The sequence below is a fragment of the Flavobacterium sp. XN-5 genome (assembly GCF_008033395.2).
GTDB lineage: Bacteria > Bacteroidota > Bacteroidia > Flavobacteriales > Flavobacteriaceae > Flavobacterium > Flavobacterium hiemivividum.
In genome coordinates, this window is record NZ_VOGZ02000008.1 from 63,242 (window position 1) to 85,480 (window position 22,239).

General features: G+C 34.7%; 21 protein-coding genes. 12 read left to right on the top strand and 9 right to left on the bottom strand.

From position 1 onward, the window contains the following. Nucleotides 1-70: 70 nt before the first annotated feature. Nucleotides 71-1,027 (bottom strand): glycosyltransferase family 2 protein, encoded by a 957-nt coding sequence (locus tag FQU23_RS13160; RefSeq protein WP_147674234.1) that lies wholly within the window; start codon nucleotides 1,025-1,027, stop codon nucleotides 71-73. A gap of 3 nt (nucleotides 1,028-1,030) precedes the next feature. Continuing rightward, complete coding sequence (locus FQU23_RS13165) at nucleotides 1,031-1,573, bottom strand: DUF4199 domain-containing protein (protein ID WP_147674235.1); 543 nt, start codon at nucleotides 1,571-1,573, stop codon at nucleotides 1,031-1,033. Between the two features lie 233 nt (nucleotides 1,574-1,806). On the opposite strand from FQU23_RS13165, the gene FQU23_RS13170 reads away from it, so the two are divergent. The 4 genes from FQU23_RS13170 (at nucleotide 1,807) to FQU23_RS13185 (ending at nucleotide 6,964) form a co-directional block, all read left to right on the top strand. Continuing rightward, complete coding sequence (locus tag FQU23_RS13170; protein ID WP_132111505.1) at nucleotides 1,807-2,058, top strand: type B 50S ribosomal protein L31; 252 nt, start codon at nucleotides 1,807-1,809, stop codon at nucleotides 2,056-2,058. A gap of 161 nt (nucleotides 2,059-2,219) precedes the next feature. After that, the gene (locus FQU23_RS13175; RefSeq protein ID WP_147674236.1) at nucleotides 2,220-3,395 is read left to right on the top strand and encodes a GlmU family protein; all 1,176 of its coding nucleotides are present in this window, start codon (nucleotides 2,220-2,222) and stop codon (nucleotides 3,393-3,395) included. A 303-nt stretch (nucleotides 3,396-3,698) separates the two neighbouring features. After that, nucleotides 3,699-5,162 carry an alanine/glycine:cation symporter family protein gene (locus FQU23_RS13180; RefSeq protein WP_147674237.1) on the top strand — a complete coding sequence of 488 codons (1,464 nt, stop codon included), beginning with the start codon at nucleotides 3,699-3,701 and terminating at the stop codon, nucleotides 5,160-5,162. Between the two features lie 167 nt (nucleotides 5,163-5,329). Then, complete coding sequence (locus FQU23_RS13185) at nucleotides 5,330-6,964, top strand: ABC-F family ATP-binding cassette domain-containing protein (RefSeq protein ID WP_147674238.1); 1,635 nt, start codon at nucleotides 5,330-5,332, stop codon at nucleotides 6,962-6,964. Nucleotides 6,965-7,055: 91 nt separating this feature from the next. Here FQU23_RS13185 and FQU23_RS13190 read toward each other — a convergent pair whose 3' ends face one another. Beyond that, a complete protein-coding gene (locus tag FQU23_RS13190) occupies nucleotides 7,056-7,340 on the bottom strand; it encodes an N-acetyltransferase (protein WP_147674313.1) in 285 nt (94 codons plus the stop codon). Nucleotides 7,341-8,067: 727 nt separating this feature from the next. On the opposite strand from FQU23_RS13190, the gene FQU23_RS13195 reads away from it, so the two are divergent. Further along, the gene (locus tag FQU23_RS13195) at nucleotides 8,068-8,742 is read left to right on the top strand and encodes an alpha/beta fold hydrolase (protein WP_147674239.1); all 675 of its coding nucleotides are present in this window, start codon (nucleotides 8,068-8,070) and stop codon (nucleotides 8,740-8,742) included. Between the two features lie 41 nt (nucleotides 8,743-8,783). Further along, entirely contained in the window at nucleotides 8,784-9,683 is a 900-nt protein-coding gene (locus FQU23_RS13200; protein WP_147674240.1) for a lytic transglycosylase domain-containing protein, read from the top strand. Between the two features lie 103 nt (nucleotides 9,684-9,786). Here FQU23_RS13200 and FQU23_RS13205 read toward each other — a convergent pair whose 3' ends face one another. Beyond that, nucleotides 9,787-10,302 carry a DUF2892 domain-containing protein gene (locus tag FQU23_RS13205; RefSeq protein ID WP_147674241.1) on the bottom strand — a complete coding sequence of 172 codons (516 nt, stop codon included), beginning with the start codon at nucleotides 10,300-10,302 and terminating at the stop codon, nucleotides 9,787-9,789. A 164-nt stretch (nucleotides 10,303-10,466) separates the two neighbouring features. On the opposite strand from FQU23_RS13205, the gene rpmH reads away from it, so the two are divergent. Further along, complete coding sequence (gene rpmH / locus FQU23_RS13210; protein WP_007136275.1) at nucleotides 10,467-10,628, top strand: 50S ribosomal protein L34; 162 nt, start codon at nucleotides 10,467-10,469, stop codon at nucleotides 10,626-10,628. A 198-nt stretch (nucleotides 10,629-10,826) separates the two neighbouring features. Further along, nucleotides 10,827-13,679, top strand: a complete 2,853-nt coding sequence (gene carB, locus FQU23_RS13215) for a carbamoyl-phosphate synthase large subunit (protein ID WP_147674242.1) — start codon at nucleotides 10,827-10,829, stop codon at nucleotides 13,677-13,679. A gap of 245 nt (nucleotides 13,680-13,924) precedes the next feature. On the opposite strand, the gene FQU23_RS13220 is transcribed toward carB, so the two are convergent. The 5 genes from FQU23_RS13220 to FQU23_RS13240 form a co-directional block, all read right to left on the bottom strand. Next, complete coding sequence (locus FQU23_RS13220) at nucleotides 13,925-14,794, bottom strand: DUF808 domain-containing protein (protein ID WP_147674243.1); 870 nt, start codon at nucleotides 14,792-14,794, stop codon at nucleotides 13,925-13,927. Between the two features lie 6 nt (nucleotides 14,795-14,800). Then, nucleotides 14,801-15,691 carry a dienelactone hydrolase family protein gene (locus tag FQU23_RS13225; protein WP_147674244.1) on the bottom strand — a complete coding sequence of 297 codons (891 nt, stop codon included), beginning with the start codon at nucleotides 15,689-15,691 and terminating at the stop codon, nucleotides 14,801-14,803. 37 nt (nucleotides 15,692-15,728) lie between these two features. Continuing rightward, nucleotides 15,729-16,412 carry a nitroreductase family protein gene (locus FQU23_RS13230; protein WP_147674245.1) on the bottom strand — a complete coding sequence of 228 codons (684 nt, stop codon included), beginning with the start codon at nucleotides 16,410-16,412 and terminating at the stop codon, nucleotides 15,729-15,731. Nucleotides 16,413-16,560: 148 nt separating this feature from the next. Next, a complete protein-coding gene (locus tag FQU23_RS13235; RefSeq protein ID WP_147674246.1) occupies nucleotides 16,561-17,193 on the bottom strand; it encodes a dienelactone hydrolase family protein in 633 nt (210 codons plus the stop codon). 44 nt (nucleotides 17,194-17,237) lie between these two features. Further along, nucleotides 17,238-17,861: a phosphoribosyltransferase gene (locus tag FQU23_RS13240; RefSeq protein WP_147674247.1), complete on the bottom strand. Its 624-nt coding sequence runs from the start codon at nucleotides 17,859-17,861 to the stop codon at nucleotides 17,238-17,240. A gap of 589 nt (nucleotides 17,862-18,450) precedes the next feature. On the opposite strand from FQU23_RS13240, the gene FQU23_RS13245 reads away from it, so the two are divergent. The 4 genes from FQU23_RS13245 to FQU23_RS13260 are packed head-to-tail and all read left to right on the top strand — an operon-like array spanning nucleotide 18,451 to nucleotide 22,183. Next, complete coding sequence (locus tag FQU23_RS13245; protein WP_132111531.1) at nucleotides 18,451-19,347, top strand: MerR family transcriptional regulator; 897 nt, start codon at nucleotides 18,451-18,453, stop codon at nucleotides 19,345-19,347. Nucleotides 19,348-19,382: 35 nt separating this feature from the next. Continuing rightward, nucleotides 19,383-20,852: a phytoene desaturase family protein gene (locus tag FQU23_RS13250; RefSeq protein ID WP_147674248.1), complete on the top strand. Its 1,470-nt coding sequence runs from the start codon at nucleotides 19,383-19,385 to the stop codon at nucleotides 20,850-20,852. Nucleotides 20,853-20,854: 2 nt separating this feature from the next. Continuing rightward, nucleotides 20,855-21,694 (top strand): phytoene/squalene synthase family protein, encoded by an 840-nt coding sequence (locus FQU23_RS13255; RefSeq protein ID WP_147674249.1) that lies wholly within the window; start codon nucleotides 20,855-20,857, stop codon nucleotides 21,692-21,694. A 48-nt stretch (nucleotides 21,695-21,742) separates the two neighbouring features. Further along, nucleotides 21,743-22,183, top strand: a complete 441-nt coding sequence (locus FQU23_RS13260) for a sterol desaturase family protein (RefSeq protein ID WP_132111537.1) — start codon at nucleotides 21,743-21,745, stop codon at nucleotides 22,181-22,183. Nucleotides 22,184-22,239: the final 56 nt, after the last annotated feature.

A 22,239-nucleotide genomic window follows, 5' to 3' on the forward strand; every position in this document is an offset into this window, starting at 1 on the left:
TATCCGTTTCAATCTTTTATGCTGAACCCCAGTATAAAAGGATTTCCACTTCTATTAAGGCTAGAGCAAATTATAAATTAACCTCGCCTGAAATTTTATAACGCTCTTCGTTGCTCTTTGTGCGTAAAATTATTTCGCCAAGAAATCCTGCCAAAAATAATTGTGTGCCTAATATCATAGTGGTTAAGGCAATAAAAAACCAAGGATTGTCAGTAACTAGGCTATAGCGCATGTCGTTGTACATGTGGTATAGTTTTGATATTCCAATGTATCCTGCCAGTAAAAAACCGATAATAAACATTAGTGATCCCATGGCTCCAAATAAATGCATTGGTCTTTTTCCGAATCGAGACAGAAACCAAATCGTAATTAAATCCAGAAATCCATTAATGAAACGTTCCATTCCAAATTTGGTTTCTCCATATTTTCTAGCTTGGTGTTGAACCACTTTTTCTCCGATCTTTCCAAAACCGGCATTCTTTGCCAATACAGGAATGTATCGGTGCATTTCACCCGAAACTTCGATGTTCTTTACTACTATATTTTTATAGGCTTTTAATCCACAATTGAAATCATTCAGCTCTACACCAGATGTTTTTCTAGCTGCCCAATTGAATAGCTTTGAAGGTAGGTTTTTTGCAACCACAGAATCGTAGCGCTTTTTTTTCCAACCTGAAACTAAATCAAAGTTTTGAGAAGTAATCATATTATAAAGACCCGGAATTTCTTCAGGGCTATCTTGTAAATCAGCATCCATTGTGATAATAACATCACCTTTGGCTTTAGCAAAACCAGCATGTAAAGCCTGGGATTTACCAAAGTTTCTCATGAAACGTATTCCCTTAACATATGGGTTTTCAGCGGCAAATTCTTCGATAATCGACCAAGAATTGTCATTGCTTCCATCATCTAAAAAGATGATTTCGTAGGTGTAGTTATTGGATTGCATTACTTTAATAATCCAAGTATAAAGCTCTTTAAGGGACTCTTCTTCGTTGAGAAGAGGTATAAGTACGGATAAATTCATTAATTAAAGGCTTTGAGGATTTTGGTTTTTTACAATTGCACCAACAATTAGCGAGTATAATAACCCAATAAAAGAATACATTGCAAGTGTGACAGGTAAGACAATTAATGGATTTGAGAATTTTTTCATCATTTCAATACCCATCTCCATATCTTTAGAGGTTATGTTAGGGTTTTGTCTAATCATATCATCTTTGGTAATTGAAATCATCTCAGTAAGAAACTCGGGAAAAATAAGATTAAAAACAATACTAAAAAGACCATAAATTAGTCCAGCTATAAAAGCGATAGCAACTCCCGTTTTTAGACATTCACCATAGGAAATGAATCCGTTATTTAAGTTTTTCTTGTAGTTCATACATCCTAAATAGATGAATATTAGAGGTAGTACAAGGTAATTAGCAATATTGACAATCACTCCGGCGCTAGTTCCTACTAAGGATCTCATACCTATTATATACATAATTACAAATTCGAGAATCATTATAACGCCAAACGCTATACCATATAATATTCCAGATTTACCGGGGGATGCACTTTTTTCCATAGAGACCTTATATTTATTAATGCACAAATATAGTAATTCCCAATATATTGGGCTATAAAAAACAGTTTTTACGATTTAATAAAAAAAATGAAAACAAAGATTTGTTTATTGAAAAATAAGTGTAAATTTGCAGTCTCAAAATAATAGTGTAAAACAAAAAGTTATAATGAGTTTACACCTTTTCTGTCGAAAGAAAAGCTTCAAAACAAGTTGTAACCAAACAAATAAAAAAGATGAAAAAAGGTACGCACCCAGAAAATTACAGATTAGTAGCATTTAAAGACATGTCAAATGAAGACGTTTTTATTACTAAATCTGCTGCGGAAACAAAAGAGACAATTACAGTTGATGGTGTTGAATACCCAGTTGTAAAATTAGAGATCTCTAGAACTTCTCACCCTTTTTACACAGGAAAAAACAAACTTATCGATACTGCAGGACGTATTGATAAATTCAAAACTAAATACGCTAAACACGTTAAATAATATAACTTGTTTTCAAAATTTATTGAAGCCTTCCAATGTGGGAGGCTTTTTTGTTCTTTATTTTGAAAACTTTGTAACTTTGCTGCAATTGTATTAAAAGAGCGATTTTTAGAATTAAACTATAAAATGATAAATAACCGCATCATTAAATAAATTTTTATATGAATTACATACTTTTTGACGGTCCAGCCCGAAATGCTTTATTGCCTTTTACCTTTACGCGTCCTGTCGCTGATATCCTTATTGGGATTATGACGATTCGTCAAAAATGGGAAATGCATCTAGGATCTACCACCACAACCTTAACCGAGGAGTATTTATCAGAGAAATATCCAATGGTCGAATTAGAGGAGAGTGTGATGATTAATGCCTCTTTTCTTCCTAATACTGTTTTAGTAGAAATGATCACTAATCTAAAAGCAAATCAGGCTATTTTTAAAGGGGAAGAAGTTGTTGCCTTTTTTACAGATGAAAATCAAGAAGAAGTAGATTTCGATTCTTATGAGATAATTGAATATAATGAAGATTGTATAATAGTAATGCGTACTTGGGATATTTTCTCAAAAAATGATGCCGCTATACGGGAGGATTTTGAATTCTTGACTGCAAATAGAAAATCAAAACCAATTCCCAAAAGTGTTAACGTGATCGCTCCTGAAAACGTATTTATTGAAGAGGGAGCAGTTTTAGAATTTGTAACTTTAAATGCATCTACTGGTCCTATATATATTGGTAGGAATTCTGAAATTATGGAAGGCACTGCTATTCGTGGACCTTTTGCTTTGTGTGAAAATGCATCTGTAAAGATGGGGTCTAAGGTTTATGGTGCTACAACAGTAGGACCGTATTCAAGAATTGGCGGTGAAGTAAAGAACACGGTGCTTTTTGCTCATTCGAATAAAGGACATGAAGGCTATCTTGGTGATTCAGTTATTGGTGAATGGTGTAATTTGGGTGCTGACACTAATAATTCAAATCTAAAAAATAACTACGAAGAAGTGAAGTTGTGGAGTTATGAAACGGAAGGTTTTGCTAAAACTGGATTGCAGTTTTGTGGCTTGATGATGGGGGATCACAGTAAATGCGGAATTAATACCATGTTTAACACCGGAACGGTAGTTGGAGTAAGTGCTAATGTCTTTGGAACTGGATTTCCTCGCAATTTTATTCCTAGTTTTTCTTGGGGTGGAGCTGCTGGTTTTACAACTTACCTAACTAAAAAAGCATTTGAAACAGCAAGAATCGTTTTGAGTCGTAGAAATATGGAGTTTGACGAAAAAGAAGCTGCAATTTTAGAACATGTTTTTGAAGAAACAAGAAAATGGAGAAAAGAGTAAAGAATTAGTAGTTTACAAGTTCGCATAAGAAAAACTGCCTTATTTATTGTAATGAGGCGGTTTTTTTATGCTTTTATTTTTGGGGTAAAACCTTATTTTATCGGTTATTATTGTTAATAGTGCTGTTTTAATGTAAAAATAGTTTGTTTTATTAGAGCTTGATTTTTAGCTTATTAATGCTTTTTATTTTTTTTATAAAGTATATAGTTAGTTTTTTTTATCAGTATGTTATAGTTTTATCAAAAATTATTAATGAAACGATTGTTTTGTTGGTTTTATGATAATTGTAAATAAAGCAAATATATGGAAAAAGTTGTTGGGATGTTAAATGACATAGTATGGAGTAATGCATTAATCATTTTGTGTTTAGGTACGGGACTTTATTTTTCGATCAGAACACGCTTTTTACAAGTGCGTCATTTCAAGGAAATGTTCCGTTTGCTATTTGATGGAAAAAGCACAGAATCTGGAGTTTCTTCATTTCAGGCATTGTCAATGTCTTTGGCCGGTAGAGTAGGTACCGGAAATATTGCAGGAGTGGCCACAGCAATTGCTTTTGGTGGACCTGGAGCTTTATTTTGGATGTGGTTAGTGGCTTTTTTAGGAGCGAGTACTGCTTTTGTCGAGGCTACTTTGGCTCAAATTTACAAGGAGAAACATTTGGGTGAATTCCGTGGTGGACCTGCTTTTTATATAGAAAGAGGTTTAGGGGTGAAATGGTTTGGTGTTTTGTTTGCGATCGTTTCAGTTATTTCGGCGGGTGTCTTGTTGCCCGGAGTTCAAGCAAACTCAGTTGCTGACGGAATCAAAAATGCCTTTCAATTAGATACTTGGATTACGGGAATTGGGGTTGTTTTGATATTTGCTGCTATTGTCTTTGGTGGTGTAAAACGAATTGCAAAGTTTACTGAGTATATAGTTCCTTTTATGGCAATTGGTTATATGCTTATCGCCTTAGTGATTATAATTGCTGACATTCAACAACTACCTGATGTTATTATGTTGGTATTCAAAAGTGCTTTTAATATGGAAGCTGGTTTTGGTGCTGTTTTTGGTTTAGCAGTTCAATGGGGAGTAAAAAGAGGAATTTATTCTAACGAAGCAGGACAGGGAACGGCTCCACATATTGCCGCTGCTGCAAATGTTTCGCATCCTGTCAAGCAAGGTTTGGTGCAGTCTTTTTCAGTTTATATTGATACTTTGTTAGTGTGTTCTGCAACTGGATTCATGTTGCTGATGACCGGAAAATACAATGTTCATAACCCAGCTTTCGGAACGGGTGGCGCATCTGAATTTTTGTATTCTGGTGCTCAGAATATTGCAGTTGGTCCTGGATATACTCAAAGCGCCATGGATAGTGTTTTTCCAGGTTTTGGGTCTTATTTTGTGGCAATAGCTTTGTTTTTCTTTGCCTTCACTACAATATTAGCGTATTATTATATTGCAGAAACTAATATTTCTTATTTGACTAGAAAATTTGAATCGCCAATCTATAATTATATACTTAAAATAATTATGATGCTTGTAATTATGTACGGCTCTGTCAATCAAGCAAAATTAGCTTGGGACATTGGAGATATAGGCGTTGGATTGATGGCTTGGTTTAATATTATCGCTATTATTTTGCTGCAAAGACCTGCTTTGGCTGCCTTGAAAGATTATGAAAAGCAACGAAAAGCAGGTAAAGATCCTGTTTTTAACCCAGAAGATATTGGAGTTTCAAATGCACATATTTGGAATACAATACATAAAAATAAAGACGTTTAATAGTAGTTTTAGATTTTTGAAAGCTTCTAGAGACCAGAATTTAATTCTGTTTCTAGAAGCTTTTGTTTTATGGTAAACAAATTACTTAATTAATCTATCTTTGCACTTTTAAATTTTAGGTGTTTAAATTCTTGCAACCTTTAATTTCTAATCTCTAACTTAAAACAATGATTACAGTTAACGATATTTCAGTCCAGTTTGGTGGAACTACACTTTTTAGCGATGTTTCTTTTGCTATTAATGAAAATGATAAGATTGCTCTTATGGGGAAAAATGGAGCCGGAAAGTCTACGCTTCTTAAGATTATTGCAGGCCAAAGCAAACCGTCAACAGGAAATATTTCTGCGCCAAAAGATGCTGTAGTAGCTTATTTGCCACAGCATTTATTGACAACAGATGGAGCTACTGTTATGGAGGAAACTTCTAAAGCATTTGGTGAAATTTTTGGAATGAAAGCAGAGATAGATGAAATCAACGAGCAGTTGACTATTCGTACTGATTATGAAAGTGATGCGTACATGAAGTTGATCGAAAGAGTTTCTGACTTAAGTGAGAAATTCTATGCGATCGAAGAGGTGAATTATGAAGCTGAAGTAGAGAAGATATTAATAGGTTTAGGTTTTGTTCGCGAAGACTTTACGCGCCAAACATCTGAGTTTTCAGGAGGATGGAGAATGCGAATTGAGTTGGCGAAGATTCTTTTGCAAAAACCGGATTTAATTTTGCTGGATGAACCTACCAATCACATGGATATTGAAAGCATTCAATGGTTAGAGGATTTCTTGATCAATTCGGCCAAAGCAGTTGTAGTAATTTCCCATGATAGAGCATTTGTAGATAATATTACAAACCGTACAATCGAAGTTACGATGGGACGTATTTATGACTATAAAGCAAAATATTCTCATTATTTAGAGTTGCGTAAAGACAGACGTATTCATCAGCAAAAAGCATACGATGAACAACAACGAATGATTGCCGACAATAGAACTTTTATCGACCGTTTTAAAGGGACATTTTCTAAAACTGATGCTGTTCAGTCGCGTGTAAAAATGTTAGAAAAACTTGTTATTGTACAAGTGGATGAAGTGGATACTTCAGCATTAAAATTAAAGTTTCCCGCAGCAGTTCGTTCGGGACAATATCCTGTTATTGTAAAAGATTTGTCTAAATCGTATGGAGATCATGTCGTTTTCAAGGATGCAAATATTGTAATTGAAAGAGGCGAGAAAGTAGCTTTTGTTGGGAAAAATGGAGAAGGAAAATCGACCATGATTAAAGCAATCATGAAGGAAATAGGTATCGATGGTGGAAGTCTTGAAATAGGACACAATGCCCAAATTGGGTATTTTGCACAAAACCAAGCCTCGTTATTAAATGAAAATGCTACAATTTTTGAAACTATCGATGATATTGCTGTTGGTGATGTTCGAACTAAAATTAAAGATATTTTAGGAGCTTTCATGTTTCATGGAGATGACGTGACCAAAAAAGTGAAAGTGCTTTCAGGTGGTGAAAAAACACGTTTAGCAATGATAAAATTATTGCTAGAACCAGTTAACTTGTTGATTCTGGATGAGCCTTCAAATCACTTAGATATGAAAACCAAAGACATTATCAAAGATGCGTTACGTGATTTTGACGGGACTTTGATCTTGGTTTCTCACGATAGGGATTTCCTTGACGGACTAGCAACTAAAGTTTTCGAATTTGGAAACAGAAGAGTAGTAGAGCATTTTGAAGATATCACTGGTTTCTTAGCGCATAAGAAAATGGATAGCATGAAGGAAATAGAGAAATAGTTATTTCGAAGAAATTTTCGAATAAAATAATTAAAAAACTGCCCCCAAATAGCACTTTGCTTTTTGGGGGCAGTTTGATTTTAATGTTTTTTTAAAGTCTAATTCCAGGTGGAAGTAGCTCTTTGTAAACAGGATTTTTTTTGAAGAAAACTACAATTTTTGGAAGTATTGGAACTACTTTTAATTTTCGTTCAATGGCTATTGCCATAATTTCAGATAGGAACTGAGAAACAAGTTCTTCATTTTCAAATTCCTCAGGAGTATTTATTCTGGTTAAGAATATCTTTTTTTCCTGAAAAGAATATTCAATTGAAACTAATCCTTCCTCTACTATAGTTTCAAATTGTCTTGCAAAAGTATTGTCTTTGATTTCCAGAATGCTAATAGAATGTTCCATATTGTTTTTTTTTTTTTATTTATGACTGAAGCGTGTTTCTCTCGTGTGTGTTATTGAGTATTCATTGGCATTACAGCCAATAGTATTTATATTTAGTTTCTGTTTTATTTTAAATTAGCAAAGAATATACAGGTCTATGATTGTCACTTGTAATCGATTTTTTAAACTTCATAAGTCTGCTAAGCGTCGAGTGTTGGCGCTTCTATATTTCGAATTTTGGTTGTGATATCTTCAAAAATTTGCAGATCAAAAAGTTTTTTTAGTGAGCCTGTATTGAATTTAGGGCTTTGTATTTTTTGGTGAAACCATCTTTGCAAAGGTATTGATTTGATTCTCAGTATCATATTATTTTAACTTCTATCTTTGATATAACCTGCTCTACATCAGTAATTGTAAGTAGTTGCGCTATTTTTAGATGTTAAATTTAATGATGTGTATAGTTCGTCTATTTCAACTCTTGTTGCTATAGTCCTGGAGTCAATTGTATTCGATGGGAATAATATGCATATCAAAAAGAGAGATAGAATATAATTTTATCTTGGTCTAAATGCAATCTCGCTTTAGTTTTTGAGTTCTAATCCGTAGTTGTCACAATTTAATGATAATATAAATAGAGTTTCGAACTAGGTTGAGATAAAAAATTTAATTTTATAGGAAATTTGTAAGAATAAGAAGGAAACCTGCTTTTGTAAAATGAAATACAATTATGAGTAAAATACCAGTTTATTTTATGCCCGGATTAGCGGCTAGTGCTGCGATTTTTGAGAGAATTAAACTTCCCGAAGCTGACTTTGAAGTGCATCTTCTAGAGTGGGAGATTCCGCTGTTGAAGGAATCATTAGTGGATTATGCTAAGAGAATGACCGATAAAATCAAAGAGAAAAACCCGGTTTTAATTGGTGTTTCGTTTGGTGGTATTTTAGTTCAAGAGATGGCTAAGCATATTGACGCTAGAAAAGTAATCATTATTTCGAGCGTGAAAAGCAATTTAGAGTTTCCTCGAAGGTTGAAAATTGCCAAAAGAACTAAGGCTTATAAACTAATCCCGATGAGTTTGATATTGAATTTAGAGAATTTAGCCAAATTTTCTTTTGGTACAAAGATCAATCATCGACTAAGATTATATGAAAAATTCCTGTCGGTGCGTGATATTGGGTATTTAGAATGGGCGGTAGAGAAAGTGATTCTTTGGGATCAAACGGTCGCTGATGAAAATGTAGTTCATATTCACGGTGATTTAGACGATGTTTTTCCAATAAAGTATATCAAAGATTGTACGGTGATAAAGGGCGGGACTCATATCATGATTTTGAATAAATACAGGTGGTTCAACGCTAACCTAGCTGCTATTATTTTAGAAACAAAGACAAGCGCAGATTGATTGTTGTTTCCAGAAAGAAAAAACACTAAAAAAGGAGTAAAATGAAAAGAATAGAGAAAATAAGTGTCATTATTACAGTGGTTATTGTAAGCGGTTTATTAATTTTTGCTACTACTTATGCGTCCAAAGATAAGTTAGATAAAGAAAAAGAATATTCATCGTCCTATTTTCCAACCGCTGCTAATTTTGCTGGTGAAGCAACACCACTAAAAATTATAGATATCAAGGAGCGCCTAGATCGAGAATTGATAGTGAATATCAACCTTCACGCCTCAACTATTTTGGCCATAAAAAGAGCGAACCGCGCCTTTCCTGTTATTGAACCCATTCTAAAGAAAAATGGAATACCAGATGATTTTAAGTACCTGGCGGTTATAGAAAGCGGTTTAGTGAATGCGGTATCTGGTGCTGGCGCAAGAGGAGTATGGCAATTTATGCCCGAAACTGCTAAGGAAAGAGGAATGGAAGTGAATGACTTTGTGGATGAACGCTACAGTTTAGAGAAATCGACGCAGGCAGCCTGTAGCTATTTGTTGATTGCCAAAGCAAAATTTGGGACTTGGACATTAGCTGCCGCTTCATACAACGGCGGTATGGGCGGTGTAAACAAACAGATGGATATCCAGAAAGAATCTAATTATTATGATTTACTTCTGACCGAAGAAACTTCTCGTTACGTATTTCGCATTCTAGCATTGAAAGAAATCATGAAAAATCCTGCTAAATACGGATTCTCATTAACAAAGGAAGAATTGTATCCTTTACTACCAACTAAAAAAATTGTCGTGGATAGTACAATTCTTGATTTAGCTGATTTTGCCAAAGCGCAGGGAATAAACTATAAGATTTTGAAGATTCACAATCCTTGGCTGAGAGATCGAAAATTAGAAAACCCGACGTATAAAAAATATACAATCGAAATTCCGCTGAGTGGTTATTAAAAAAGAATATTGCCACTATTTATAAAGTAAAATGTCGAAAGTCATAAAGGAAAAACTTCCTTCTAGACTTTCGACATTTTTATTTTTACTTTAGATGCTGTTTTTAGATCTTTTTCATCTGCGCTTTCATCATCGTGATTTGCTCTTTCAACATACCTTGCTTATCTAGTTTTTTTGCTTCATTCAGTAGGTTAGTTGCTTCAAGCTTTCTTCTTCTTGACATCGCAACTCCAGCTAGATTTAATTTGGCAACAGCCAGATCCATATCCATAGACAATCCCAGTTCGATTGCTTTTTTGAAATATTTCTCTGCTTGATTGATATTTGTTTGTGAAAGCATGATTCCGTGCAGGTAATTAAAGTATCCTTGTTGTTTCCTTACTAAGGCCGATTCTGGATTTTTAATGAATGTTAGCCATTTTTTTGCTCCTTCAAAATCTTGTTTTCTTAGTTTTAAGAACGCTAATAAGATGAATTCGTTTTTGAAGTAAAGGAAAATTGGAATAGAAGTCAATAATAAAAGGAAAATTCCATTCCCAATATTGTTTTCAGTAAATTGCCAAATGCCAGTAATTGCGATAAGTCCGGCGATAATAAGTTTAATATTCTTGTGAAACATAGTGTGTTTGATTTATGAAGGCAAATATAGTAAAATGAAATGAAAATATTTTTACAAAACTACTTGTGAGGAAAAAAAGTCTTTGTATATTTGCACTCGGTTTTAGGGTAACAGATACTCAAAAACGAGAAGACATATAAATAAGATTTTAAAGATACAAAGCAATGAGCAAAAGAACGTTTCAACCATCGAAAAGAAAAAGAAGAAATAAGCACGGATTTATGGACAGAATGGCTTCTGCGAATGGAAGAAAAGTTCTTGCTAGAAGAAGAGCTAAAGGAAGACATAAATTGACTGTTTCTTGTGAACCAAGACATAAAAAATAATGTTTGTATAAACATAGATAAGGCGTTACTTTTTTTAGTATCGCCTTTTTTTATACCTTGTCGTTAAATTATTATTTTTTTAGAAGCTAATCCCGCTTTTTGTTGCAATCTTTTTATTTTTAAAGAAAAAATAAAAAGGATTTTCACGACAATCGGGGCTAAAAGTAAAACAACAAATTACACAATAACTACACTACAATGCCAAGAGACACATCCATCAAATCAGTTTTAATAATAGGCTCAGGTCCTATTGTTATTGGTCAAGCTTGCGAATTTGACTATGCAGGATCACAATCAGCACGTTCTATCCGAGAGGAAGGAATTGAAGTAATCCTTATAAATTCGAATCCAGCAACGATTATGACCGACCCATCCATGGCCGATCATATCTACTTGAAACCCCTAACGACTAAGTCGATAATTGAAATTTTGAAAGCACATCCGCAAATCGATGCTGTGTTACCTACTATGGGTGGACAAACAGCTTTGAACTTGTGTCTAGAAGCTGATGAAAAAGGGATTTGGCAGGATTTCGGAGTAAAAATGATAGGTGTTGATGTAAACGCTATTAATATTACCGAGGATAGAGAGCAGTTCAAACAATTGCTACATAAAATTGGAGTGCCATCGGCACCAGCAGAAATCTGTACGTCTTACCTTAGAGGAAAAGAAATTGCACAAGAATTTGGTTTTCCTTTAGTAATACGTCCTTCTTTTACTCTTGGAGGTACCGGAGCCGCTATTGTTTATAAGAAAGAAGATTTTGACGAACTTTTAACCAGAGGTTTAGAAGCTTCACCTATTCATGAGGTGTTGATTGATAAAGCTTTAATGGGATGGAAAGAATATGAGTTAGAATTGTTGAGAGATAAAAACGACAATGTTGTTATTATCTGTTCTATCGAAAATATGGATCCAATGGGAATTCATACAGGAGACTCAATCACTGTAGCCCCAGCGATGACGTTATCAGATCCAACATTCCAAAAAATGCGTGACTACGCAATTTTGATGATGCGTAGTATCGGAAACTTCGCAGGTGGATGTAACGTGCAGTTTGCCGTTTCTCCTGACGAAAAAGAAGACATAGTAGCAATCGAAATTAACCCTCGTGTGTCTCGTTCTTCTGCATTAGCGTCTAAAGCAACTGGTTACCCAATTGCAAAAATTGCTTCTAAACTAGCTTTGGGATACAACCTAGATGAATTACAAAACCAAATTACAAAATCAACTTCGGCTTTATTCGAACCGACTTTAGATTATGTAATTGTAAAAATACCGCGTTGGAACTTCGACAAATTCGAAGGAGCTGACAGAACTTTGGGACTTCAAATGAAATCTGTTGGTGAAGTAATGGGAATTGGACGTTCGTTCCAAGAAGCTTTACACAAAGCCACTCAATCATTAGAAATAAAAAGAAATGGTTTAGGAGCTGACGGAAAAGGATATACAAACTACGAGCAAATTATCGATAAACTAACTCATGCGAGTTGGGATCGTGTTTTTGTAATTTATGATGCGATTGCCATGGGAATTCCTTTGAGCCGTATCCATGAAATTACTAAAATCGATATGTGGTTCTTGAAACAATACGAAGAACTTCAAACTTTAGAAAAAGAAATTTCTACTTATAAAGTAGAAGACTTGCCAAGAGAACTTTTACTAGAAGCGAAACAAAAAGGTTTTGCCGACAGACAAATTGCACACATGGTAGGTTGTCTTGAAAGTCAGGTTCACACTTTGAGAATGACAATGAATATCAATCGTGTCTTCAAATTAGTGGATACTTGTGCGGCCGAATTTAAAGCAAAAACACCGTATTACTACTCGACTTTTGAAGCTGAAATTGAAAAGGCTGACGGAACACGCTACGTAGATAACGAAAGTATTGTTACTGATAAAAAGAAGATAATCGTTCTTGGTTCAGGACCAAATAGGATTGGACAAGGAATCGAATTTGATTATTCTTGTGTGCATGGAGTTTTGGCTGCGAAAGAATGTGGTTATGAAACTATCATGATCAACTGTAATCCAGAAACAGTTTCGACAGATTTTGATACAGCTGATAAATTATATTTCGAACCAGTTTTCTGGGAACATATCTACGATATTATCCAACATGAGAAACCAGAAGGTGTAATCGTACAACTTGGTGGACAAACAGCTTTGAAGTTAGCTGAGAAATTATCTAAATACGGAATAAAAATTATAGGAACTAGCTTCGACGCTTTGGATTTAGCCGAAGACAGAGGTCGTTTCTCTGAATTGCTTACGGAACTGAATATTCCTTTCCCACAATTCGGAATTGCTGAAACAGCTGATGAAGCTTCTGCTTTAGCTGATGTACTGGACTTTCCATTATTGATTCGTCCTTCTTATGTGTTGGGTGGTCAAGGAATGAAAATTGTAATCAACAAGCAAGAACTTGAAGAGCATGTTGTTAATTTATTGAAAACTATTCCAGGGAATAAATTACTTTTAGACCACTATCTTGATGGTGCGATTGAAGCAGAGGCAGATGCGATTTGCGATGGAGAAAATGTGTATATCATAGGAATTATGGAGCACATCGAACCATGCGGAGTACACTCTGGAGACAGTAACGCGACATTGCCACCGTTTAACCTTGGTGAATTTGTGATGCAACAAATAAAAGACCATACTAAGAAAATAGCACTGGGCTTAAGAACCGTAGGTTTAATAAACATACAGTTTGCGATAAAAGACGATATCGTTTATATTATCGAAGCTAACCCTAGAGCATCTCGTACGGTACCGTTTATTGCAAAAGCATACGGAGAGCCTTATGTGAACTATGCGACCAAAGTAATGCTAGGTCACAATAAAGTAACTGATTTTACTTTCAACCCACAGTTGAAAGGATTTGCAATCAAACAACCGGTTTTCTCTTTCAGCAAGTTCCACAATGTAAACAAAGCATTAGGGCCAGAAATGAAATCAACAGGAGAAAGCATCCTTTTTATTGATGATCTGAAAGACGATCAATTCTACGAATTGTACTCAAGAAGAAAAATGTATTTGAGCAAATAAGCTTGAATTAATATACAGAAAAGCCACTCGATCGAGTGGCTTTTTTTATGGAGTAAAAAAATGTGGTATTTTTCATTCCGAGGAACGAAGGAATCGCATTAAAATAATTACGTGATGTGATTCCTTCTTCACCGGAATGACAAGTTTGCAGAATGAATATTATAAGTATAAAACAGAGATTAAGTTATGTTCTATTAATTACTTGATGCCTTTTCTTTACTAGTTCGTATCAATTCCCCTTTTTATTAACTAGTTTTCGCCTTGCCAAATAATTTTTTAAATACATTCACAATCAGCAATGCAAGAATACCGCCCACTAATCCTGCGATAAATTCTCCCGCTATCGAAGGTAGGCTTTGTAATAAATGATGAACAGGTTCAATACTGTGCACAAAAATTCCTCCCGCGACTAATAGAAGTGCCAAAGTACCTATAACGGCTAGACTTTTGATTACTATGGGAAGTGCTTGTATCAAGAAGTTCCCCGTCAATTTTGATATTTTACTTTTCTTTGTCATTAATAGAACTCCCATATCATCCATTCTAACAATTAGAGCTACAATTCCATAAACCCCTACGGTGGCTATAATAGCAATAAAAGTAACTACCAGGATTTGTGTTATAGTGGGTTTCCCCAATACCGTCCCCAAGGCGATGATCACGATTTCGACTGATAATATAAAATCAGTTACTACAGCCGATTTTATTTTCCCTTTTTCAAGTGCTAATATCTCTGCGTCACTTAGTGGAGCGGTATTAATTTTTTCTACTTCATGTTCGTGAGGAATTACATATTCATATATTTTTTCGGCACCTTCATAAGCAAGGTAAACAGCACCAAGTAAAAGTATAACAGTGATTAACGATGGAAGAAAATAACTCAGTAGAAATGCGAGCGGTAAAATAATCAATTTGTTTAAAAACGAGCCTTTCGTTATGGCCCATAACACCGGTATTTCTCTGGAGGAAACAAATCCGGATGCTTTTTCGGCATTAACGGCTAAATCGTCCCCTAATATACCTGCTGTTTTTTTGGTGGCTATTTTACTCATTACCACAACGTCATCCATAAGTGCTGCGATATCGTCTAAAAGCGCGAAAATTCCTGATGCCATACTTTATTATTTGTTTAGTTTATCTTTAAAAAAATCAATTGTTCGAGTCCACGATAGTGTGGCTGCCGCTTCATCATATCGCGGCGTAGTATTATTGTGAAAACCATGATTGACGCCAGGATAAGTATAAGCAGTATTTTCTACTTTGTTCCTTTTAAGAATGATTTCATAGGCAGGCCAACCTTCATTTACTCGGCTGTCTAATCCTGCATAATGTATCATAAGAGGTGTTTTAATGTTTTCAGCGTCTTCAGCAGTCGGTTGTCCGCCATAATAGGGAACTGCCGCGGATAATGTTGGAATTTTTACCGCCATCATATTGGCAATCCAACCTCCAAAACAAAATCCAACAACACCTACTTGGCCATTACAATCTTTATGAGATTTGAGGTACTCGTAGGCAGCTATGAAGTCTTCGAGCATTTCCTCTCGGTTTCGTTTTTTTTGTAATTCGCGACCGTCATCGTCATTTCCTGGGTAACCGCCCAATGGAGATAAAGCGTCTGGTGCGAGCGTTATAAATCCGTCAATCGCCGCTCTTCGGCCTACATCTTCTATATAAGGATTCAGTCCGCGATTCTCATGTACCACAATGATTCCCGGTAACTTTTTTTTCGACTTAGATGGTTGGGATAAAAGCGCATTTATTTTTCCTCCGCCTTTCGGGGAATCGTAGGCAATAAATTGGGAGTTCAATCTAGGATCTTCCGGTTTTATCAAAATCGAGTCTAGGTAATTAGGAGTCATAAAACTCAATAAAGATGGAAGGGTAAGAGTTCCTACGGCAAACAAGGACAGTTTTTCAACAAACCGTCTTCTGTCAATTTTATTATGGGCATAGTCGTCATATAAGTCAAATACTTCCTGACTGATATCTTCTTTGGTTAATTTTTTCATAATGCTAACTTTTTATAAAGGTATGCTTTTGTTTCAATCAATAGAAAACACAAATATCCTCGAGTCCTTTTCTTTTTAAATCGGGAACCCAGCATTCTTCGGCTGGATGACCCACTGGAATCAAAAGATAGGGTTTTTCATTTGCAGGGCGGTTTAATGTTTTGGTTAGGAAGTTCATCGGGCTAGGAGTGTGGGTTAAAGAAACTAAACCTGCATTATGTATTGCTGCTAGCAAAAATCCGGTGGCTATACCTACACTTTCCTGAACATAATAATTGTTTTTCTTTTTCTGGTCAGAATCTAATTCATAGATACATCTAAAAACGATAACAAGGTAAGGTGCGGTTTCTATAAAAGGCTTGCGCCAATCGGTCCCTAAAGGTTTTAAATCTTCTATCCAATCGCTTGACATACGGGATTCATAACTTTCTAACTCTTCCTCTTCGGCAGCGATGCGAATTTGTTTTTTGATTACGGGGTTTTCGACCACACAAAAAGTCCAAGGCTGTTTATGTGCTCCAGAAGGTGCTGTAGAAGCGGTTTTAATAAGGTTTTCAATCACCTCTCGAGGAACAGGGCTGTCTGAAAATTCCCTTACGGAACGTCTGCTGTCCATTGCTTCGTAAAAAAATTGAGAACGCTCGCGCATTTCTTCGTCAGAAAGCGTGGCTTTGCTATAACGGATATAGGGGTAATCTTCAATTATTTTTTTATCTGGCATTTTGACTGTTTTTTCCTATTATCAAATATAAATAAAATTATGAGTAATAGTGTTAAATGTACAGTTCAAGTATATTTTTAAACTATAATCAACAAAACCCCGCGACTGGGATTTTTGCGGATCGTTGGTTTATAAGCTTTAATTATCATTAGGGCAAATATTTAGTATACCATATTATTGCCGAATCAGCGACTTCGAAAAGTTTCCCTGGTTCTTCAAACAGATGGGTTGCGCCTGTAATAACTTTCATTTCTTTTTCGCAATGCAATTCGTCGTAAGCCCTTTTATTCATTTCGATTATAGGTATATCCTCGCCGCCCACAATGAATAATGTTGGAGCCGTCACCTGATGCAAAGCATTCGATGCTAAATCAGGTCTACCACCACGAGAAACTACTGCTTTTATTGTATCTCCAAAATAAGCCGCTGCTCGTATTGTCGAAGCTGCTCCCGTATTAGCTCCAAAATAGCAGATGGGTAATCCATTTACCTCACTGTAATTGACAAGCCATTCTGTAGTTTCTATCAATCGGCTGGTTAAAAGGTCGATATTAAATCTATTTTCGTAAACGCTATTTTCCTCGTCCGTTAATAAATCTAACAATAAAGTGCCTATTTTCTGTTTTTGAAGTAGCTCTGCCACCATTCTGTTTCTGGTGCTGAAACGACTGCTGCCAATACCATGAGAAAAAACTACAATTCCTGTTGCTCCCATAGGAATTGTTAAATCTCCTTTTAATATAGCTGAAGTTAGTGGGATATCAATTTCTAGTTTTTTCATGATTTCTATTCTTAGAATAATAGTTTAGTTGCTATTTGATTTGGTTAGCTTGTATTTAGTATTTGGATTACTTGATTATCTTCCACTTGTCGAAAATCGGCATAAAACTCGCCTACACTTTTGAAATGTCTGGAGGCTATTAGATAGTGGAATTCATCAGTTTGCTCTTCAATGATAGTGACAGTATTGTACGGCAGTACTGGAACGGCAACAATAATTTTAGCAGCCCCCTGTTTTCGTAGCATTTCTAAAGTTACTAATAAGGTGTTTCCTGTGGCGATGCCGTCATCTACAAGTATGATATTTTTACCTTTGATCGGAATGGGTTTGCGATCGCCTCTGTAAAGTTTGTGTTTTTCTCGCAGTACATTTTGGAGCCTGATAATTTCATTTTCTATATAAATTTTATCAATTTCCGGATGTTCATCTAGAATGGTAGAATCTAATGAAACGGCACCAATGGCAAATTCTTTATTAGAAGGATGCGCTATTTTTTTTGAAAGAACGATGTCTAAAGGCAATTGTAATGTTTTTGCAATTTCCGATCCAAGGGGCACGCCTCCTCTCGGTAATGCCAGTACAACCGAATTACTGTTTTTGTACTTTTTTAATTTTTCTACGAGTAAAATTGCGGCTTCCGTTCGGTTTTTAAAAATCGAGTTGTACATAGAATAGTTTTTAATAAAAACAACATCTTTTTTATTTGTAAATTAACTGATTGGTAGTTATTTATGGATTTTAGGACCCTAGTTTAAAGCGAAGGTGAAATTTAGCAGCGGGGCTTTTGTGGTAAAGCCATAAGACTGCTCTGCTTCTTTTTAAACCAATAAGGTATGGCAAATTGCCAAAAAAGATTTGTGGGTATAGATTCCATTGTCTAGGTTGTTATGTGTTAAGAAACAAAAAAAATGAGGCTGCATTATGATGCAATAGATATGGGGAGTACATTGTTATTTATAGTTACTGAAATTAATTATTAGCTATAAATAACTTGCATATCAAAGTTAATTAAAAAAAAATAATACTCATACATTTTTATCTAACTATTTTATTGTCAATTACTTGTGATCTAAAAGGTACATTTTTAGAAAATTATCAAACTACTACAATATAATTTATACTAGGTCGAAAACTATTTTTGGCTTTAGAAAAGATGAATTGATTCAATAATAAAGTCCAACTAAGTAGATAGTTTTGACGCTTTTATTCAGGTTTAAAATAAATAACCTATATTTGTTTAATAAATATGGATAAATAATGAACAATATAAAAAATGTATTTAGCATTAAAGACCTCGAAAATCTTTCAGGCATAAAAGCACACACCATACGTATTTGGGAAAAAAGGTATAATGTGCTGCAGCCTATGCGAACAGATACTAATATAAGATTATATGATTTAGCAAGTTTGCAAAAACTGTTGAACATTACTTTATTACATGATTACGGATATAAAATATCCAAAATTTCTGCTTATCCAGAAGCGGAAATTCCGCAGATGGTGCGTGAAATCGTATCTTCAAAGAGTGCAAAAAACCACGCCATTACTGCTTTTAAAATGGCGATGATGAATTTTGATCAAGAGCTTTTTTTAAATACGTACAATTGGCTATCCGAAGAAAAATCATTCAAAGAAATTTTTCATCAAGTATTTATTCCATTGCTGGAAGAGTTAGGTTTATTGTGGCAGACGGATACTATTACTCCGGCTCACGAACATTTTATTAGTTGTCTCGTTCAACAAAAGCTATTGGTCAATACAGAAAAACTACAGTTAGTTAGGCCAACACAATTAGATAAGGTTTTTGTACTTTCACTTCCTATGAATGAAATACATGAACTAGGATTAATGTATTTGAATTACGAAATTTTATACAGAGGCTATAAAACGATATATTTAGGAGAAAGCATGCCCATTGATAACTTAAAAGATCTAAAAAAGCATTTCAATTCTATTGTGTTTGTTTCTTATTTAACGGTTCAGCCAGAGCTAAGTGCTATAAATGATTATATAGTAGAAATGACAAATCAGTTAGTAGATGAAAGTACTGAACTATGGTATACAGGCAGGTTAACGCAGTTTATCGACAAAAAGTATCTTTCAGATCGAATAGTCGTTTTTAATTCTATTGCGGAATTAATTGAGAAAATATAGTTTTTGTTTAATCATTTTGTATATTTGCTAAACAAATGAGAAAAAATATTACAATTATCGGTTCGGGATTTTCAGCTTTGTCTGCCGCTTGCTATTTAGCCAAAGCAGGTCACAAAGTTGTGGTTTTTGAGAAAAACGCTACCATTGGAGGTAGAGCAAGGCAGTTAAAAAAAGACGGTTTTACATTTGATATGGGACCAAGTTGGTACTGGATGCCAGATGTTTTCGATCGTTTCTTTGCTGATTTTGGGAAGAAGACATCAGATTATTATGAGCTTATAAAGTTGTCTCCTGCATATCGGGTGTATTTTGGTGAAAACGAATTTATTGCAATCGCCGATAATTTAGCAGAAATCGAAGCTACTTTTGAGTCTATCGAAGAAGGAAGCGGGAAAATCTTGCATGAATTTATAATGGAGGCAAAAAGTAATTACGACATCGCCATTAAAGACTTAGTTTACCGTCCAGGTGTTTCTCCCTTAGAACTTGTAACTGTAGAAACAACTAAGAAGATAGGTCAGTTTTTTAGCAATATTAGTCGTGATGTACGCAAGAAATTTAAAAACGAAAGATTAATTCAAATTCTTGAATTTCCTGTATTGTTTCTGGGAGCAAAACCATCCGATACGCCTTCTTTTTATAGTTTTATGAATTACGCTGATTTCGGAATGGGAACCTGGCATCCAAAAACAGGAATGTTTGACGTCGTACGAGCTATGGAAAGCCTTGCAAGAGAACTAGGTGTAACATTTCATACCAACTCTAACATTGAAAAAATAATTGTCGAAAATAAAACAGCAACAGCGATTATAGTTAACGGCGAAAAGATAACCTCAGATTTAGTTTTAAGCGGAGCTGATTATCATCATACCGAAACATTATTAGACAAGGATTATCGTGCCTATTCAGAGAAGTATTGGGAAAGTCGCGTTTTTGCTCCTTCCTCTTTATTGTTCTATGTTGGTTTTAATAAAAAAATTGAAAACATATCGCATCATGCCTTGTTTTTTGATGTTGACTTTTATCAGCATGCAAAAGATATTTATGATGCACCACAATGGCCAAAAGAGCCTTTGTTTTATGCTAATTTCCCTTCTTTAACTGATAAAACTGCTGCTCCACAAGGAATGGAATCTGGTTTTTTTCTTATTCCGCTGGCGCCTGGAATTAATGATTCGGAAGAGTTGAGGGAAGAGTATTTCAATAAAATAATAGATCGGTTTGAGAAGTTGACGCAACAAAGTTTGAAAAATAACATTATCTTTAAAATTGCGTTTTGTAAAAATGATTTTGTTGAAGAATATAATTCTTATAAAGGAAATGCTTATGGTATGGCTAATACTTTATTGCAAACAGCCTTTTTAAGGCCAAAGCTAAAAAGTAAAAAAGTACGTAATTTATATTTCACGGGGCAATTAACTGTGCCTGGTCCTGGTGTTCCACCGGCATTAATTTCAGGGAAATTAGTGTCAGATTTGATTAATAAACAATTTTTAGACCAATAATTATGAAGCAATTATTTGACGATGTATCATTCAAATGCAGTAAGCTAGTTACAAAGAGCTATAGCACTTCATTTTCCTTGGCGGTATATATGCTTTCGCCAAGTATTAGGGATGCGATCTATAGCATATATGGTTTTGTGCGATTTGCCGATGAAATTGTGGATTCGTTTCATGGTTTTAAAAAAGAAGACTTGATTAATGATTTCGAAAAAGAATATTATAAAGCATACGATTCTGGTATAAGTCTAAACCCTATATTAAACTCTTTTCAGCATACCGTGAAAGAATATAATATCACGGATGATCTTGTTCAAGCTTTTTTGAAAAGTATGAAACTCGACTTAATTAAATCAGATTATAACAGTGTCGAAGAGTACAATGAATACATTTATGGCTCTGCTGATGTTGTGGGTTTAATGTGTCTAAAAGTTTTTGTATCTGGTAAAGAACACAAATACGAACAGTTAAAAGGCGAAGCCATGCGTTTAGGATCTGCTTTTCAAAAAGTAAATTTCTTGAGAGATTTAAAAGATGATAAGCTACTTTTAAACAGGAATTACTTTCCTGGAGTCGATTTGAATTCATTCGATGAAAAGGCTAAGAACGAAATTATAGCAGAAATTGAAGAGGATTTTAGGATCGCCTATCAGGGAATTGTAAGGTTGCCTATTGAAGCTAAATTTGGGGTGTATACGGCCTTTGTGTATTATAAAAAATTATTAAAAAAATTAGAGAATACTCCTTATCACCAAATTGGAAATGAAAGAATACGAGTTTCTAATTATACTAAAGCGGCTTTATTAGCACAATCTTTTGTGTCTTATAAGTTGAAACTGGTATAAGTGTAGCAACCTATTTTTAGCTTTCAAATTAATTAAATACAAATAACAATGATTTCTTTTTTTATTTTCCTTAGCGTTTTTCTGTTTATGGAATGTGTTACTTGGCTAACCCACAAATACGTGATGCATGGCTCGATGTGGTATTTTCACGAAGATCATCATCAGCCTAAATATGCAAATACTTTCGAACGGAATGATATCTTTTTTGTGATTTTTGCATTGCCCAGCATTGTTCTTTTTTACTTTGGCGTTGAGGGCGGAATGAATTATTTGTTTTTCGTAGGACTGGGAATTACGGCCTATGGATTTTGTTATTTCATGATTCATGATGTATTAATTCACCAAAGATTTAAATGGTTCAAGAACACAAAAAACAAATATCTAATAGGTTTGCGCAAGGCCCATAAAGTACACCATAAGCATCTTGGAAAAGAGCATGGTGAATGTTTCGGTATGTTGTTTGTCCCTTTTAAGTATTATAAAATGTAATTGTTTTATTTTGGCTTGTACGCGTTGAAAAAAGCATTTTCCTGGTTTTTTATCAA